Here is a 16,255-nt window from a genome sequence, read left to right as displayed (position 1 = left end):
AGCACGGAGCAATGCCTCAACGCTTGCGCAAAATGTCACCCGAGCCCCCTTCCCGACATTTTGCGACAAAGCGCCCTCCTCTCGACAAAGTCTGCATACAAGCGCTGGGCAAGCTCTGGATCAGGACTCGCCACCTGGCTGTCGACCTTGTCGGCAGGCCTTCTGGAGCAGGTGTGTCTGCCCATCAGCGATTGTTTATCCGAGATGAATAGTAATGGCAGCTTATGCGGATTTATCCACTGGCAAACAGCGCCCCACAATACCGGGTCGGTGCGCGCTTCGTTGTAACAGCGATTCGACGCACTTGCACCGCCCCCATTGAACAATGCCAGGACACCTCAGATGAAATCGACTCCTCACTCCTCAGATGCAGAACTGCAACCGAAGCTGCTGATCCCGGCCCTGGGCCCTTTTTATCAATGGGGCGAACCCCTCGCCTACGCGTTGCTGAGGTTATGCCTGGGCATCGTCATGCTGACCCATGGCCTGCCCAAGCTGTTGGGAACCTCACACGGCTCCATGGCCGACCCTATGGCGGGTTCGATCCGCTTGATCGAAAACATCTTGCATCTTCCTGCGCCCGAACTCTTCGGCCTGTTCGTCGCCTGGCTTGAAGGGCTCGGCGGATTGTTACTGGCGCTGGGGCTGGCAACCCGGGTGCTTGCGGTGGCCATGGCCCTGCAGATGGCGGCAATCGCCTACATCCTTGGTCCAACCTGGCCCTGGATCGATCGCGGCATCGAGTACCCGGTCCTGATGGCGTTTCTCTTCATCTACATCGCCTTCAGGGGCGCCGGCCGCCACTCACTGGACCGCCTGCTCGGGCGGGAACTTTAAATCCTTTAGGGAAGTTGCCGTCATGTCGCAATCCAAGATATCCAGGACCTTTTTCAGTGTGTCTCTGACAGTCGGCAGCCTGTTGACCCTGGGTGGCTGGACTTACTGGTTGTGGCCGGGTCAGTCCGCGGCAGCCGTGACCACGACCCCGCCGTCCGTACCGGTCAGTGCGATCGAGGTACAACATCAAGACGTCCCGGTGTTGATTCACGCGATCGGCAACGTACGCTCCTTGCACAGCGTGGAAATTCGCTCGCAGGTCGACGGCTTATTGCTAGAGTTGCCTGTCAAAGAGGGGCAACGGGTCAAGCGTGGCGATCTTCTGGCTCGGATTGATGATCGCGCCATAGTCGCCGCCTTGGAGCAAGCCAAGGCCCAACTGGCCGTGGCCCAGGCCCAGCTGGCTTCGGCATCCGTTGACCTCAAGCGCTATCGGGCCCTAGCCACGACCCAAGCGGTTTCCGCACAGACCCTCGACCAGCAGCAGGCACTTGTCGCCCAACTGCAAGCAACGGTGCAGAGTCAACAGGCGACTGTCTCCGCCAACCAGGTGCAACTGTCTTACACGCGGATTCTGTCCCCTACCGATGGTCGGGTCGGTATCCGTAACTTCCATCAAGGCAGCTACGTCCGGGCGAGTGACGCGCAGGCATTGTTCTCCGTGGTGCAACTGGATCCGATCAGTATCGAGGCTGCCCTTCCCCAGACACTCCTGCCACAGTTGCAGGCACTGGTTGCTGGCTCGGGACAAGCACCGGTGATCCTGCGCGCTTATTCGGGCGACGGTGGTGCGCTTCTGGGCGAGGGTCGCCTGGGCCTGATCGACAACCGGGTTTCCGACGCCACAGGGACGGTACGGATCAAAGGCGATTTCGCCAACACACAGGGGCGTCTGTGGCCGGACCAATCGGTGGTGGTCAACCTTCAGGCAGCGACCTTGAACAACGCGCTGGCGGTGCCACAGCGCGCCTTGCGCCAAGGTGCGCAATCCACCTTTGTCTGGCGCGTCCGGGACGGCAAGGCATCCCCACAACCGGTGCGGGTCACCTATGCAAACGCGGAGATCGCAGTGGTCGAGGGCATCGCAGCGGGTGACCGGATCGTCGACGATGGCTACTCGCGGCTGCGCCCCGGAACCGAGGTGCACATACTCGAGCCTGACGATGCGGTTCACTCCACTGTCGCCAGCGGAGGTGTCTTGTAATGGCCAGCCGCAATGTCTACACCTGGTGTATGGATCATCCCATCGGCACCATCCTGTTGAGCTTCGCCTTGGTGTTGCTCGGCGTGATTGCCTATCCGCGTCTGTCCATTGCACCACTGCCGGAAGTTGATTTTCCGACGATCCAGATCATTGCAACACTGCCGGGTGCCAGTGCCGAGACCATGGCCTCCTCAGTGGCGACGCCGTTGGAAGTTGAACTGAGCTCGATCCCCGGTATTACCGAGATGACCTCGGCTAGCTCGTTGAGCATGTTGACCCTGACGCTGCAGTTCACGCTGGATAAAAGCATCGACGCCGCCGCCCAGGAAGTCCAGGCGGCGATCAATACGGCGTCGGCGCGTTTGCCCAGCGACATGCCGAGCTTGCCGGTGTGGCGCAAGGTCAATCCAGCTGACAGTCCGATCCTGATCCTCAGCGCCTATTCGGCCAACCTGTCGCTGATCGAGGTCAGCGACCTGGCCGATACCGTGCTCTCGCGTCAGCTCAGTCAACTCGAGGGGGTGGGGCTGATCAACGTAGTGGGCGAACGTCGTCCGGCGATCCGTATCCAGGCCCGCCCGGAAGTCCTCGCCGCGGCGGGGGTAACACTGGCGGACATCCGCTCGGCGGTGCAGAGGGCCAGCGTCAACCTGCCCAAGGGCGCCCTGTTCGGTGGACACCGAGTTTCCAACCTGGAGGTCAATGATCAACTGTTCGAGCCCCGGGAATATGACGATGTCATTGTCACTTATCGCAATGGATCGGCCGTGCGGGTGCGCGACCTGGCTCGGGTTACTCTCGGGTCGGAGGACGACTACACGCAAAGCTGGCCCAATGGCGAATCCGGCGTGGCCCTGGTGATCCGGCGTCAGCCGGGAGCCAATATCGTTGCCACCGCGGATCGCATCCTGCAAGCCCTTCCCCGCCTCAAGGCATCCTTGCCGGCGGACATGACGGTCGAAGTGCTGAACGACCGCACCCGTACCATTCGCTCCTCCTTGCATGAAGTGGAGTTGACGCTGGGCATTGCGATCGTCTTGGTCATAGGGGTGATGGCGCTGTTCCTGCGGCAGTGGTCGGCCACATTAATCGTCACCACCGTGCTTGGTGTCTCTCTGGTGTCGACGTGCGCGGTGATGTACCTGGCCGGGTTCAGTCTGAACAACTTGACGCTGGTAGCCATCGTGATTGCAGTCGGTTTCATCGTCGACGATGCCATCGTGGTGATCGAAAACATCCACCGTCACTTGGAACTGGGCGAGAACAAGCGTACCGCGGCGCTCAAGGGCATCAGTGAAATCGGCTTCACCGTGGTGTCCATCAGCGTGTCGCTGATCGCCGCCTTTACTCCCCTGCTCTTCATGGGCGGCGTGATTGGACGGTTGTTCCGCGAATTCGCCTTGACCGCCACTGCTGCCATCGTGATTTCAGTCCTGGTCTGCCTGACTCTGGCCCCTACCCTGGCCTCTCTGTTCATGAAAGCCCCCAATCATCACGACGAGCCCGACAAAGGTTTCTTCGCCAGCTTGCTCAAGGTCTATGATCGCGCCTTGAGTTGGGCACTTGGGCACCAGCGCATCATGCTCGGCGTGTTTTTCACCAGTGTGGCGCTCAGCGTGGCCAGTTTTATCATGATCCCAAAAGGCTTCTTCCCTCTGCAGGACACTGCCTTCATCCAGGGCTTCACCCAGGCATCTGCCGATATCTCCTACGATGAGATGGTCGAAAAGCACAAACAACTGGAAGCGGTCTTCAGCAAGGATCCGGCGGTCATCAGCTATAACCACGCCATCGGCGGCAGCACTACGGACTCGATCGGCAATGGCCGGGTCTGGCTGGTATTGAACGATCCCGGGGAGCGTGACGCGACGGTCAGCCAGGTCATTGATCGGTTACGTCCACAACTGGCACAGGTTCCCGGGATCCAGGTGTTCCTGCGCGCCGTGCAGGACATCAACCTCAGTGCTGGCCAGCCCCGGGCCCAGTATCAATATGTATTGCGCGCGCAGAGCAGTGCCGAACTGGCGACCTGGGCTACCGCCCTGGCCGATCGCCTTCGGGCAAACCCACTGTTTCGCGATGTTTCGCATGACCTGCAACTGGATGCCAACATCACTCGCATCACCCTGGACCGTGATGAGGCTGCACGCTATGGCTTCACCGCCCAGGACCTGGACAACGCGCTTTACGATGCCTTCGGTCAACGGCAGATCAGCGAGTACCAGACCGAGGTCAACCAGTACCAGGTGGTGCTCGAACTGAGTACGGCACAGCGTGGCAATGCCGAAAGCCTTAGCTACTTCCACCTGCGTTCGCCGCAGACCGGCCAGATGGTACCGCTCCTGACATTTGCCCGGATCGAGCCACCGGCAAGTGGTCCGGTGGTGATCAACCACAATGGCATGCTGCCGGCGGCCAACCTGTCTTTCAATCTCGCTCCCGGCGTTGCCCTGGGCCAGGCGGTGAGCGCACTGCAGGCCATAGAACGGGACATCGGCACGCCGACCTCGGTGAGCGGTACCTTTCAGGGGGCGGCCCAGGCGTTCCAGTCGTCCCTGGCCAGCCAACCGTTTCTGATTCTGGCCGCGCTGGTGGCGGTCTACATCATCCTTGGCGTTCTCTATGAAAGCCTGGTGCATCCGCTGACTATTCTTTCGACCCTGCCGTCGGCAGGTATCGGCGCCATCCTGCTGCTGTGGGCCTGGCAGTTGGACTTTTCGATCATGGCCCTGATCGGCTTGATCCTGTTGATCGGCATCGTCAAGAAAAACGGCATCCTGCTGATTGATTTCGCTATCCACGCCCAGCGTGAACGCAACCTGTCCGCCCGAGACGCCATCCATCAAGCATGCCTGGCGCGCTTGCGGCCGATTCTCATGACAACCCTGGCAGCCCTGCTGGGTGCCGTGCCGCTGATGATGGCCTTCGGTACCGGCGCCGAGTTGCGTGAGCCGCTCGGGGTTGCAATCGTCGGAGGCCTGATGCTCAGCCAGGTGTTGACGCTGCTCACCACACCGGTGGTGTTCCTGGCACTCGACAATCTGTTCCACCGACGCAAAGGTCAGCCGGTTGCCGGCCTGGAGCACAGCGCATGATGAACCGAACCTCGCTCATGACCTTGGCCCTGTTGTCCGCGCTGGCAGGGTGCAGCAACCTCGTGCAGGAGGGATCCCCGACGACAGGTAACCAGGCGCATGGCCAAGACCTCGCGCCCTCTCTTGCCACTCAGGCGCCGCGCTGGTGGGAAGGTTTCAACGATCCTGCACTCAATGGCCTCATGGAGTCGGCGTTACGCAACAACCTGGATCTGGCCAGCGCCGTGGAACGAGTACGGAAGGTCCGGGCTCAGCGACGCCTGGCCGCGGCCCAACGGTATCCTGACATTGGCCTGGCGGCGAACTACGATCGCTCGCGCACAGCACTGAACGGCACCAATGAGGACTACTTCTACGGCCTGGACCTGAGTTGGGAGGTGGATCTGTTTGGTCGTCTCAAGGCCCTGCGTAATGAAGCCGATGCGCAGTTGAAGGCCACGCAACAGGACTACCTGAGCCTGCGGATCAGCCTGATGGCCGAGGTGGCCAACAATTACTTGCAATACCGTCTGGCGCGGCGAGTGGAACAGATTGCCAGCGAGGCCAGCGCCGCCCAGAAACAAACCGCGGATGTCACCCGGGCTCGCCTGGAACAGGGCACCAGCAACCGTCTGGATCTGGAGCGCATCGAGTCCCAAGTGGCTGTCACCCTGGCCGAGGTACCGGTCGCTCGGCAACAGGCGCAGACCGCTCGCTACAACCTCGCTTACCTGCTGGCCAGTGAGCAGCCCGTGGTCGATCGGCTGTTGGCGGGTGAGGATCCTGCGGCAGTACCACCATCCCCCTCCGCCCTTTTGTTGTCCTCGGTGCCTGTGGAGGTACTGCGCGAGCGGCCGGATGTGCGAGCAGCCGAGCAACGCTTGCAGGCAGCCGGTGAGTTTCTGGCAGCGGAAAAGGCAGCGCGTTACCCGCAACTGACATTGGGGCTGCTGTCCGGTTTCGAGCAAGGCGCTGGCGCTTCGACCTGGGCGCTGAGCAGTCAACTGTTTCAGCCGTTGTTCGACTTCGGCCGCATCAGCTCACGCATCGAAGCCGGCGATGCCCGACACGAACAGGCCAGACTCGCCTACAAGTCGAGCCTGCTGCAGGCGTTACGAGAGGTACACACCGCGTTCCAGGCTTACAACCAGGGTATCGAGCGACAGGGCAATCTCGACCAGGCGACGGCTGCTGCCGTACGCGCTGTCGACCTTGCCAAGCAGCAATATGCCGCCGGCACGGTTTCCATGCTGGAAGTACTGGATGCCGAACGCAGCCTGTTCGAGGTGCAGCGCAGCCAGGTACAGGCCAGAGCGGACGTGGCGCTGCGCTGGGTCGAGATCAACCGCACCTTGGGTATCGCCCCACCGGGGGCGTCTGTTGCAACGCTATAGAGATTTCAGCAGCAACGGCACGGCATATTTGTTTCCACGCGCGCCGAATACCGTTAGCAGCCCTATCGAATGCATAGGGCTTCCGGGAGCCGCCGGCACCTGTTCGTAATCCATGAAGGGAAAAGTCGGTTTTCATTAGCCTGTCGAATCATCTTCGCTCCAGTCGGCCGCTGCTGGCCATGGCGTTTTCTGCCGGTGTTGTCACCAATGCAGCAGCTCATACCGATGCGCAAGCCAACCCCATGACCGCCATTCATTCGCGGCATGCACCGTACACATTGGGTCGAGGGCAATCTCGCAGGCAATTAAGACAATCAGGTTTCTTAATCTCATGAGTGGCTCCATTCAGGCTCGTGTATTGCAAAATTACTGGCAAGGTCAGTCTTGCCGCCGCAAAAACTTCCGACGGTTCAGCCCTGAACAGTAAATGAGTGTTTATGCCAAACCATGTCTGCAGCAATAATCCGTCCGGCCTTGACTCACAGCTATGTCAATAATCGTCAAGATTGTCGCAAGATGTAATAAATCGGCAAAACCCATACACTTTGATAAGGTATGGCTATTTTTCATTGCATTATTCTTTGGTGTAACGGATTGTTATTTAAAGCTGAATAGACTTTGCAGGGAGCAGAATTTATTTCGTTCCTCGGCTCTTTCAGAATCCATGCTGTGGACTTGATACAAGCCTCCCATCATCCGATTTTCTTCTGACGCACTCATATGAGAACAACGCATGACTGAACGACATGAATTTTCCGAGAAATACAATCGCGAACATGCCGAGCGTTATCTCAGAAAGCATCGAACCGGATTTTCTCGCAAATTATCGCATTGGCGTGAAGTGCAAATAGCCCGCAAAGCACTGCAGCTTGCCAATCAACCAAACCTGATTCTTGACCTGCCATGCGGTGCCGGACGGTTCTGGCCAATGCTTGCGGAAAAAAGCAATCGCTCCGTCATCGGCGCCGACAACTCGTTGGACATGCTGGCGGTAGCCTGCAACGCGCAACCCGCCGAGGTGGTCAAGCGCGTCAGCCCTCTGCATACCTCTGCCTTCGAAATAACGCTTCCGGACAAGTCCGTCGACAGTATCTTTTCAATGCGCCTGATCCATCATATCGGTCTGCCCGCCGATCGTCTTGCCATGCTCAAGGAGTTCTGTAGGGTGACGCGTGACAGCGTCATCATTTCACTCTGGGTGGATGGAAACTTCAAAGCCTGGAAACGCAAAAGAGCCGAAGCCAACCGAATCCAGCACGCCTATCAAAATCGCTTCGTCATTCCGACTGAAGTCATTGAAGATGAGTTTCGCCAAGCTGGATTTACCGTGGAAAACCATATTGACTTCATTCCCCTGCTCCATATGTGGCGGGTATATGTACTAAGAGCGGTCAAATAATGGCGACCAGCTCGGCAGTCGGTTCGTTCGATAAAGCTGATATGGACCTATGGCTGCAGATGCCTGGCACTTGGGTTGAAGCGCCTAATCTTCGTCGTGGCGGGGAAAGTGGCGTGCAGCGCGTATCAACAAGTGAGCATCAACTTTATTATCGAAAGCAGCAAGTTGAGCACCTCTACTACGACTGGCACCATCCGTTCGGCTATCCAACTGCAATGCGTGAATACAACGCACTCTTACAGGCTCGAAAACTGGGGGTTCGGGTACCTCGCGTAGTTTATGCAGGATGTCGAAAACAGAATAAGCGTTGGCTGGCATTACTGGTCACTGAAGCGCTGCATGGCTATAGCAGCCTGGAGGATTGTTACGCTCAAGGTGAACATGAGCGCTGGGGAGAACCCCTTCACTGCGAGATCTTACGCAGGTATGGCAGCAGCCTGGCCAGATTGAATGCAGGCCGTTGGCAACATGGCTGCCTGTACCTGAAACATGTGTTCATTCGAGTCGATCGCCGTGGGATCGATATTGCCTTGATCGATATGGAAAAGGCCCGCCAGCGCATCAGCGCGAAACGGGCGGCCAGACATGACTTGCGCCAGGTGAAACGCCGCTCATCATGGACAGAGTCGCAATGGCAGTCCTTTCTCGAGGGCTATCGAAGCGTTTTCCCGACTGCGGTTCGCGAGTAGACCGGCTCTATCGACCTTTCGGTGAACAGCAGTTATCGGGGCATGTGAATGACTGATCCGTTCACACGATGTTCAAGTACGTCATTAACCTTTCCCTACCCTTGATGGCTCAGGGCTATCAGTCGATAATCACGCCTTCTAAAAAAGCACATAAGGATTTGCTGTGAAGAAGCTCTACCTGGCTCTACCGTTCTGCGCATTGCTGCTCCAGGGCTGCGGCGTGACCATGACCCGCTATGAACCCAATTTCCAGAACGTTCAGCAGCTCAAGAAAAATGAGCCCATGCAGTCCTTGCGCGAGACGCAGGTGAATGCGGATACGGGCCAAGGGTCGCTGATGGTGCGCCTGAACCCGATTTCTTCGCCCGTGGGCAGCGTTCCACTGCACATCCAGGCCGCGATCAACGATGAGCTCCGTCAGGCTGGTCTGTTGGATGCTCGTGCTGACCGGCAGTTGCAGGTTCAGTTGATCAAGAGCCAGCTCACCGCCGGCGTGGGCACTGGGCACGGCGAACTGGCTGCACGCTTCACCCTGCGTAAAGGTGATCAGGTCCTGTACGAAACCACTAAAGACGTGCAGCGTGAGTGGGACAGTAGCTTCTTCGGTCCGATTGCCATTCCGGCGGCGGCTAACAACTACAACCCTATGCTGCAAGATCTGCTCAAGAGCTTGTACAACGACCCACAGTTCACTCAAGCGTTGAAGTGATCAAAAAAAAAAGAGCCGCGACTGCGGCTCTTTTTCTATCGGTCTCAACCCCGTGGGATGTGAGTATCGACAGCGGAATATTTCATGCGGTTGTTGTCGACCCAGTTTTTCAGCAGCGCATTGACCTGGCGATTGAAGGTGTCAGTGATGGCAGCCTTGGGCGTGTTACCCGCCAGCGGCAGGAACCAGATACCCATCCAAGTGTTGACCGCGTCATGATTGCTGGTCTTGCCCAACGGCTGGCCCTGATTGTCCAAGGTTTCCAGGCTCATGGTGTACTGGTCGGTTGCCAGCGCAGGAATGATCGTGAACGTGAGGCCACTGATGAACGCCAAGACCATTTGCCCACCGCCTGGCGCATGGTTGTAGACCTTCAGGCGAAGGCTGTAGTCGCCGGGTTGCTTCTGGAACTCGTCGAACACTACGCGCCCGAAAAGCCCTGATTCATCGAAGGTTCGCTTCAGGTCGGGCTTGAGCATGTCACGAGCCTGGGGCACCTCGGTGGCTTTGGCATTGTCGGGCTCGCCCTGATAGAAATCGAAGTCGACATAGACGTTCGGCTTGTTCGAATAGCTGGCCATCGAAGGCAGATTCACGGGTGCGACTTCATCTTTGGTGAAACTGGCGCATCCACTGAGGCTCAAGGCCAAGGCAAGGCCTATGGCTTTTCCAAATTGCATATCGACTTCCTTGCTTAATGTATTGATGCCGCTCACAGAGAGGGGGGACGGATTCTAGCGACATCCGCTTAAAATCAAAAGGCCATCATTCCCTGCCCTCGCTCCCGTTTTTCCATTGACGAGGCTGAGGGATGAGCTGGAGCGACTGCGTCAGGACACTGAGGGATACCGAGCGCGTTCGACCTGCGAAAGGGATGCGGCTCGCAATCACCCGCTAAACAGTCGGCACCCGACGTAACGAAGGTCGTTGGACAGGCATCTGCTGCCAAGCCAGCTGCGCCTGAACAATGGCGACCGCCTCCAGCACTTTATGCGCCCAGCCCTCATCTTCCGGGTGCACCACGACAACGCGAAAGCCATGGTCATCACCTTCAATCTGCACGCCCTCGGAATCATCGACGTGCAAGTCGATATCGAACGCCGGCGGATATTTCGAGGGTGCATTCGACAGCCCATGGACCGTTAGCGCTTGATTGTGCAGCACGCTGTTGACCACGCCGTCGACGCGGATGCCGTAGAGCAACAGCCAACGCCGGATGTAGGACGGCGTGCGACCGGACGATGTATAGACCCAGATGCTGCAATCCTGGCGGCGCAGCTCTCGGATCAGGGAGCGTGTCCCCCTGCGCAACGGCTCACCCAGCCAGCGATGAATACAGGCCGGCAATCGGCTTTGTTCGACTTCGCAGTGGTGGAGTTGGCAGGCGAGCGTGTCATCGATATCAAACGAAATGCGTATGCGCTGCCGCCTGGGCATCTGCATCGGGATGGCCCAGCGGATGGCCTGCCCTGCCCGGCTGCCGAAGGCTCTGCATTTGGCGAGCGCTGAATTCCCGCTCATCAATGGCCACCCTGAGAGATGGGCAAAGACTTGCCCTTGAGAAAAAACTTCATCGGGTCAGGCGCTTGTTCTTCCAGGAAGGCTGCGTATTTTTTCTTGATCTTGGGCAGTTCGTACAACGCCTTGACTCCATGTTTGGCAGAGTTGCGTATAACCGATGACGGGTTGAAGTAGCCCTTGGCGTTTTCCAGCGTCAACACGAAAGGCGGCAAGCCCGCGCGCATGAGCAGGTAGCTGACGATGAGCGAGCCACTGCGGTTGTTCCCTTCAATGAACAACTGCGGCTTGCTGAGAATGCGGACATAGACGCCAGCCGCACGCTTCCAGACGGATTCGCTGCGGTACGCGCAATACCAATTGAACAAGTCCTTGATGCCTCCCTCAACGTTGTTGAAGAAATGCGCCTCGGTCGCGGCCAGGTGCTGGGCGTATTCCACGCGGCGCGTCGGGTCTCGTCCACAAAGCACCGTGGCGTTGATCTCGAGCATCAGGTTCAGGTGTTGAAGGTCAAACAGATCGACGCCGCGAGCAACATAGTCGTCAATCAGCGCGTAGCCTTCAAGCACGTTGTGCAGCACTTCGTCAGTCAAGGGGTCGCGTGGCTCCGTGAAGTGCCGGCTGAGTTCGGCGAAGCGGTTCTGCACTTCGCGCAGTGCATGTTCAATCGCAGGCAAATCAAGGCGATGCGTAGCAGGCATTGGTGCTCCTTGGAAACGCTTGGTAAATGTCTACCGGATGCCCGCCAAATCCATTTGGCTTCTGCAGGTATGCGGCCTTGACCGGATGTGTGGCTTAGCTGAACTTGCCGCTGATGTAATCGCCGGTCATCTGTTCACGTGGGTTGTCGAAAATCTGCGTCGTTGGGCCCATTTCAACCAGATAGCCGGTGCGCGTCCCCTGGGAAATATCCACCGAGAAGAACGCCGTCGTGTCAGCGACACGGATGGCTTGCTGCATGTTGTGGGTGACCAGCGCGATGGTGTAATCCTTCTTCAACTCGACCATCAACTCCTCGACCCGCCGGGTAGCGATCGGGTCGAGTGCCGAACAGGGTTCATCCAGCAGCAGGACTTCCGGCTCGGTGGCGATGGCGCGGGCGATGCACAGTCGTTGTTGCTGGCCGCCGGAGAGCGACAGGCCGCTGACCTTGAGCTTGTCCTTGACTTCATCCCAGAGGGCGGCGCCTTGCAGCGCATGCTTGACCCGATCGCCTATATCGCCTTTGTAGCGGTTGAGGCGCAGGCCAAACGCGACGTTGTCGAAGATGCTCATCGAGAACGGGTTCGGTTGCTGGAACACCATCCCGATGTAACGGCGCACGACCACCGGATCAACGCCCTTGCCATAGACATCCTGCCCAAGGAAATGCACGTGGCCCTCGAAACGGAAACCCTTCACTAGGTCGTTCATCCGGTTGAGGCTGCGCAGCACGGTACTCTTGCCGCAGCCGGATGGCCCGATGAAACCGGTGATCTTGTTTTTCTCGATCGGTACATGGCTGTCACGTACCGCCATGAAGTTGCCGTAGAAAATCTTGTCCAGTTTGCAGTCCATGACTACAGGCGCCTGGGTGACAAACGGAGCGGCTATTTGCGCAGTGGATACGTTCAAGATCAGATGCTCCCGTTCTTAATACTTGGGCTTGCCGAAGATACGGCTGATGATATTTACGACCAGCACGATCATCACCAGCACCAGTGAGGCCGCCCATGCGAGCTCGAGCTGGTTGTCGAAAGGCATGCCGGAGAAGTTGTAGATCAGCACGGCAAGCGATGCCGTCGGGTTCATGACCTCGAGGCTGCCTTGGTGGTAGATCCAGTAGTTGCTGAACAATGCGGTAAACAACAGCGGCGCTGTTTCGCCCGCCGCCCGTGCCACCGCCAGCATGACGCCGGTCAGGATCGCCGGCATGCCGGTGGGCAAGACGATTTTCCAGATCACCTGCGAGCGAGTGCAGCCCATGCCATAGGCGGCATCCTTCATGATCTTGGGCACCATCCGCATCGACTCTTCCGCCGTCAGCACGACGATAGGCAGCATCAGGACTGCCAGCGCTACGCCACCGGCCGGTGCCGAATAAGTGCCGGTGGTCATCACCACCAGGGCATAAGCAAACACCCCGGCCAGAATCGAAGGCAGCCCCGTGAGCATCTTGGCGGCAAAGCGCGCCGCGTTCGCCAGCTTGCTGTCCGGCCCCAGTTCAGCCAGGAAAATCGCCGCCATGATGCCGACCGGCACCGCGATTGCCGCCGCGATACCCACCATCACAAAGGTACCTGCCATTGCGTTGCCGAAGCCCCCGCCCATCTCGAAGCCAGTCGGCGGCAGTTCGGTGAACACTTCCAGGTTCAGCCGAGCACCACCGCGGGTGATCAGCATGTAGAGCACGGAAATCAACGGTACGCTGGCCAGCAGCGCCCCGCCCCAGACCAGGGTGGTCAAGATCAGGCTGCGCAGGGCGCGGCCCTCGAACTTGCGCTGCAGGCTGGGCATCGCGCCTGCTGGAGCCGTCAAGTCTGTTGCAGCAGTCAGGTCGGTCATCACTTATTACCCCGTTGGGCGTACATCATGATCAAGGAGCCGAAGACGTTCACGATCAACGTGATCAACATCAGCACCAGTGCGGCATACATCAACACCTCGATCTCGTTCGGCCCGGCTTCGGGGAAGTTCAGGGCCAGCAAGGCCGCCAGGGTGTTGGCCGGTGCGAACAGCGAAAGGGAAATGTTATTCGCGTTGCCTACCAGCATGGCCAGTGCCATCGTTTCACCCAACGCGCGTCCCAGGCCAAGTACCAGAGAACCGAAAATGCCCGTGGCGGCCGACGGCACCATCACCTTGAGAATCGCTTCCCAGTGGGTGGTCCCCATGCCGTAGGCGGCCTGCTTGGTTTTCATCGGTACGCCCGTGAGCGCATCCTGCGAAACAGCGGCAATGGTTGGAAGAATCATGATGGCGAGCACCAACGCGGCAGGAAGCAGCCCCGGCCCGCTCAAGGATGTGCCGAAAAATGGCACCCAGCCGAGTTCGCTGTTCAACCAGGTGGTCAGTGGCCGAATCGCCGGGATCACCACGTAGATCCCCCACAGGCCGTAGACGACGCTGGGGATGGCCGCGAGTAATTCGACAATGGTTCGGAAAATGGCGGCGAGCTTGGGAGGCAGGAAGTCCTGGGTCAGGAAAATCGCCATGCTGACGCCGAAAAAGCCCGCGATCAGCAATGCGATGAAGGCACTGTAGAGCGTGCCCCAGATTGCCGGCAGGATGCCGTATTTGCCCTGGTTAACGTCCCAGACGGTGCCGAGGAGCACATCGAATCCGTGCTTTTCCATGCCAGGCAGGGCTTTGCGTCCCACTTCGAATACGAGGGCAAATACTAGCGCCAGCACCAGGACCACCCCAATACGCGCAAGCGCACGAAAGGTGCGATCAACCAGAAAGTCCTTCGCGGACGGTGGCTGGCAGGCGGAGTCTGGATTCACCGGTACGACAAAGGGTTTGTTCATTGGGTAAGTCCGGAGCAGGGGGAAAGCTCTCCCGGCATGGCTGACAGCACACGCCGAGAGAGGCCTCATGCGTTACTGAATGTTGGCAGACGCTTTGCGAACCTGGTCGACAACCGACTGCGGTAACGGGATATACCCCATCGAGTCGGCAATCTTCTGCCCTTCGGTCAGGCTGTATTCGACCATTTCACGCATGGCTTTGGCCTTGGCCGGATTGCCGTTGTCCTTGCGGAAAATCATCCAGGTGTAGGACGTGATCGGGTAGGACTTGGTGCCGTCTGGATCAGGCAACCAGGACACCAGGCTCTCTGGCATTTTCACCGCTGCCAGGGCCTCGGCACCGCTCTCGGCGTTTGGCACGACGTATTGGCCGGCCTTGTTCTGCAACTGGGCGAAGTCAACCTTGGCAAGTTTGGCAAAGCCGTATTCGATGTAGCCAATCGCGCCCGGCGTCTGGCGCACGGTAGCCGTCACACCATCGTTCTTCGGCGACTTGATGAACTTGTCACTGGCCGGCCAGTTGACGGTGTTGCCCTCCCCCAGCGCCTGCTTGAATTCCGGATTGATGGTTGCCAGGTGCTTGGTGAATACCGCGGTCGTACCGCTGGAGTCCGCACGTACAACCACCGTGATCGGGGTATCGGACAGTTTCAGGTCCGGGTTGGCAGCCACGATCTTTGGATCGTTCCAGCGGGTGATCTTGCCCAGGAAAATGTTTGAGTACACATCGCGTGGCAACTTAAGGCCTTTAGGATTGCCCGGCAGGTTATAGGCCAGCACGATTTCCCCGGCGGTCATCGGCAGCAACTGCACGCCTTCGGCCACCTTGGCGATATCTTCGTCCTTCATTGCCGAGTCACTGGCGGCGAAATCAACGGTTTTATTCAGAAAGTCCTGTACACCCGCGCCGCTGCCCTTGGATTGGTAATCCACGGTGACACCGTCGGATTTCTTGCTGAAATCCTTGAACCAGGTCAGGTAGATCGGCGCCGGGAAACTCGCGCCAGAACCCGTCAGACGGACGCTTTCTGCAGCGAACGACGCCGAAGTGGCACCAAGAGAAAGCGTAACGGCGAGCGCAACAGACTTCATCAAACTTTTCATTGAAAGAATTCCTTGTGATGACGGGCTGGGGAACTCTGCAACAGTCGTGTTACGGTTTTATGAATATCGAATTGCAAAGGGACAAATGTCCCCGTTTTGCGCCACGGCACCGACGTGAAAGCTCGCGCACACCCACCCCCGGCGTTTGCGCAGGACCTTGGGAAGTTGAATTCACACGCCGATTGATCGGATCGCAATGCCGAGGCGCATTGACTCCGGTGGCGCTGGGGCTGCTTGCAGGTCGTAAGGACCCGTTAGAGGGATTGCCGTCATGGACGGCTATCGCTGGGGCGTATCAGTGACGCAGCAGCCTACGCAGCGGAACCCCATCCTTGAGCACGGGGGATTTGATGACGATGTAGCTGAAGTACTTGGAAATGCCGATGTTCTTGTCCAGCAACCCTTCGATCACTTCCTGGTAATGCTGGATGCTGCACGTCATGAAGCGCACCAGGTAATCGTAACCGCCGCTGATCAAATGGCACTCCAGTACCTCATCGACCAAGCGAATATTGGATTCGAACTTGGCGAAGTCTTCCCGCTTGTGGTCGCTGAGGGTGATTTCAGTGAAGACCGTGACCGAGTCAGTGATCTTGGCCAGGTTGAGATGAGCCCTGTAGCCGGAAATATAACCGGCCGACTCAAGCCGCTTGACCCGCTGCAGGCACGGGCTGGATGACAGGCCCACGGCATCGGCGAGACTGACGTTGGTCATTCGACCGTCCTTTTGAAGTTCAACAAGGATACTGATATCAATTCGGTCTAGTTTTATTAAACCTTCCATCGGGTACCCCTCGGTTGTCTTCAGGTTGACAGTG

Annotated in this window: 15 protein-coding genes; 7 read left to right on the top strand and 8 right to left on the bottom strand. The window is 58.3% G+C overall.

Annotation, left to right across the window (positions count from 1 at the left end; translation table 11 throughout):
* Positions 1 to 342: 342 nt before the first annotated feature.
* The 7 genes from AB7M32_RS18710 to AB7M32_RS18680 all read left to right on the top strand — a co-directional run bounded on the left by AB7M32_RS18710 (position 343) and on the right by AB7M32_RS18680 (position 9,306).
* The gene (locus tag AB7M32_RS18710; RefSeq protein ID WP_454250903.1) at positions 343 to 837 is read left to right on the top strand and encodes a DoxX family protein; all 495 of its coding nucleotides are present in this window, start codon (positions 343 to 345) and stop codon (positions 835 to 837) included.
* 22 nt (positions 838 to 859) lie between these two features.
* On the top strand, positions 860 to 2,041 hold the full coding sequence (locus tag AB7M32_RS18705) for an efflux RND transporter periplasmic adaptor subunit (RefSeq protein ID WP_454250902.1): 1,182 nt from the start codon (positions 860 to 862) through the stop codon (positions 2,039 to 2,041).
* On the top strand, positions 2,041 to 5,136 hold the full coding sequence (locus AB7M32_RS18700; RefSeq protein WP_454250901.1) for an efflux RND transporter permease subunit: 3,096 nt from the start codon (positions 2,041 to 2,043) through the stop codon (positions 5,134 to 5,136). The genes AB7M32_RS18705 and AB7M32_RS18700 overlap by 1 nt, the downstream gene beginning before the upstream one ends.
* Positions 5,133 to 6,509: an efflux transporter outer membrane subunit gene (locus AB7M32_RS18695; protein WP_454250900.1), complete on the top strand. Its 1,377-nt coding sequence runs from the start codon at positions 5,133 to 5,135 to the stop codon at positions 6,507 to 6,509. The genes AB7M32_RS18700 and AB7M32_RS18695 overlap by 4 nt, the downstream gene beginning before the upstream one ends.
* Before the next feature lie 733 nt (positions 6,510 to 7,242).
* Positions 7,243 to 7,908 (top strand): class I SAM-dependent methyltransferase, encoded by a 666-nt coding sequence (locus tag AB7M32_RS18690; protein WP_454250899.1) that lies wholly within the window; start codon positions 7,243 to 7,245, stop codon positions 7,906 to 7,908.
* Positions 7,908 to 8,597, top strand: a complete 690-nt coding sequence (locus AB7M32_RS18685) for a lipopolysaccharide kinase InaA family protein (RefSeq protein ID WP_454250898.1) — start codon at positions 7,908 to 7,910, stop codon at positions 8,595 to 8,597. Before AB7M32_RS18690 ends, AB7M32_RS18685 begins: the two co-directional genes overlap by 1 nt.
* A 163-nt stretch (positions 8,598 to 8,760) precedes the next feature.
* Complete coding sequence (locus tag AB7M32_RS18680) at positions 8,761 to 9,306, top strand: hypothetical protein (protein WP_454250897.1); 546 nt, start codon at positions 8,761 to 8,763, stop codon at positions 9,304 to 9,306.
* 44 nt (positions 9,307 to 9,350) lie between these two features.
* On the opposite strand, the gene AB7M32_RS18675 is transcribed toward AB7M32_RS18680, so the two are convergent.
* From AB7M32_RS18675 to AB7M32_RS18640, 8 genes are all read right to left on the bottom strand, one after another.
* Positions 9,351 to 9,986, bottom strand: coding sequence for a hypothetical protein (locus AB7M32_RS18675; protein ID WP_454250896.1), 636 nt, complete (start codon positions 9,984 to 9,986; stop codon positions 9,351 to 9,353).
* Positions 9,987 to 10,200: 214 nt separating this feature from the next.
* Entirely contained in the window at positions 10,201 to 10,827 is a 627-nt protein-coding gene (locus AB7M32_RS18670) for a hypothetical protein (RefSeq protein WP_454250895.1), read from the bottom strand.
* Complete coding sequence (locus AB7M32_RS18665) at positions 10,827 to 11,525, bottom strand: hypothetical protein (protein ID WP_454250894.1); 699 nt, start codon at positions 11,523 to 11,525, stop codon at positions 10,827 to 10,829. Before AB7M32_RS18665 ends, AB7M32_RS18670 begins: the two co-directional genes overlap by 1 nt.
* 94 nt (positions 11,526 to 11,619) lie before the next feature.
* Positions 11,620 to 12,381, bottom strand: coding sequence for a phosphate ABC transporter ATP-binding protein PstB (pstB, locus tag AB7M32_RS18660; RefSeq protein WP_025214260.1), 762 nt, complete (start codon positions 12,379 to 12,381; stop codon positions 11,620 to 11,622).
* 75 nt (positions 12,382 to 12,456) lie between these two features.
* Entirely contained in the window at positions 12,457 to 13,368 is a 912-nt protein-coding gene (pstA, locus tag AB7M32_RS18655) for a phosphate ABC transporter permease PstA (protein WP_060742349.1), read from the bottom strand.
* Positions 13,368 to 14,333, bottom strand: a complete 966-nt coding sequence (pstC, locus tag AB7M32_RS18650) for a phosphate ABC transporter permease subunit PstC (RefSeq protein ID WP_454250893.1) — start codon at positions 14,331 to 14,333, stop codon at positions 13,368 to 13,370. Before pstC ends, pstA begins: the two co-directional genes overlap by 1 nt.
* Before the next feature lie 72 nt (positions 14,334 to 14,405).
* On the bottom strand, positions 14,406 to 15,437 hold the full coding sequence (gene pstS / locus AB7M32_RS18645) for a phosphate ABC transporter substrate-binding protein PstS (protein WP_454250892.1): 1,032 nt from the start codon (positions 15,435 to 15,437) through the stop codon (positions 14,406 to 14,408).
* 295 nt (positions 15,438 to 15,732) lie between these two features.
* Positions 15,733 to 16,221: an Lrp/AsnC family transcriptional regulator gene (locus AB7M32_RS18640; RefSeq protein ID WP_008146530.1), complete on the bottom strand. Its 489-nt coding sequence runs from the start codon at positions 16,219 to 16,221 to the stop codon at positions 15,733 to 15,735.
* Positions 16,222 to 16,255 lie beyond the last annotated feature (34 nt).

The sequence above is a fragment of the Pseudomonas sp. R151218B TE3479 genome (assembly GCF_053629195.1).
This window is presented reverse-complemented; position numbering and strand designations above follow the sequence as displayed.

Excerpts from the sequence above, each read along its gene's own strand:
- AB7M32_RS18710 (WP_454250903.1), top strand. The coding sequence starts at position 343 with ATGAAATCGACTCCTCACTCCTCAGATGCAGAACTGCAACCGAAGCTG.
- AB7M32_RS18705 (WP_454250902.1), top strand. The coding sequence starts at position 860 with ATGTCGCAATCCAAGATATCCAGGACCTTTTTCAGTGTGTCTCTGACA.
- AB7M32_RS18700 (WP_454250901.1), top strand. The coding sequence starts at position 2,041 with ATGGCCAGCCGCAATGTCTACACCTGGTGTATGGATCATCCCATCGGC.
- AB7M32_RS18695 (WP_454250900.1), top strand. The coding sequence starts at position 5,133 with ATGATGAACCGAACCTCGCTCATGACCTTGGCCCTGTTGTCCGCGCTG.
- AB7M32_RS18690 (WP_454250899.1), top strand. The coding sequence starts at position 7,243 with ATGACTGAACGACATGAATTTTCCGAGAAATACAATCGCGAACATGCC.
- AB7M32_RS18685 (WP_454250898.1), top strand. The coding sequence starts at position 7,908 with ATGGCGACCAGCTCGGCAGTCGGTTCGTTCGATAAAGCTGATATGGAC.
- AB7M32_RS18675 (WP_454250896.1), bottom strand. The coding sequence starts at position 9,986 with ATGCAATTTGGAAAAGCCATAGGCCTTGCCTTGGCCTTGAGCCTCAGT.
- AB7M32_RS18670 (WP_454250895.1), bottom strand. The coding sequence starts at position 10,827 with ATGAGCGGGAATTCAGCGCTCGCCAAATGCAGAGCCTTCGGCAGCCGG.
- AB7M32_RS18665 (WP_454250894.1), bottom strand. The coding sequence starts at position 11,525 with ATGCCTGCTACGCATCGCCTTGATTTGCCTGCGATTGAACATGCACTG.
- pstB (WP_025214260.1), bottom strand. The coding sequence starts at position 12,381 with ATGGACTGCAAACTGGACAAGATTTTCTACGGCAACTTCATGGCGGTA.
- pstA (WP_060742349.1), bottom strand. The coding sequence starts at position 13,368 with ATGACCGACCTGACTGCTGCAACAGACTTGACGGCTCCAGCAGGCGCG.
- pstC (WP_454250893.1), bottom strand. The coding sequence starts at position 14,333 with ATGAACAAACCCTTTGTCGTACCGGTGAATCCAGACTCCGCCTGCCAG.
- pstS (WP_454250892.1), bottom strand. The coding sequence starts at position 15,437 with ATGAAAAGTTTGATGAAGTCTGTTGCGCTCGCCGTTACGCTTTCTCTT.
- AB7M32_RS18640 (WP_008146530.1), bottom strand. The coding sequence starts at position 16,221 with ATGGAAGGTTTAATAAAACTAGACCGAATTGATATCAGTATCCTTGTT.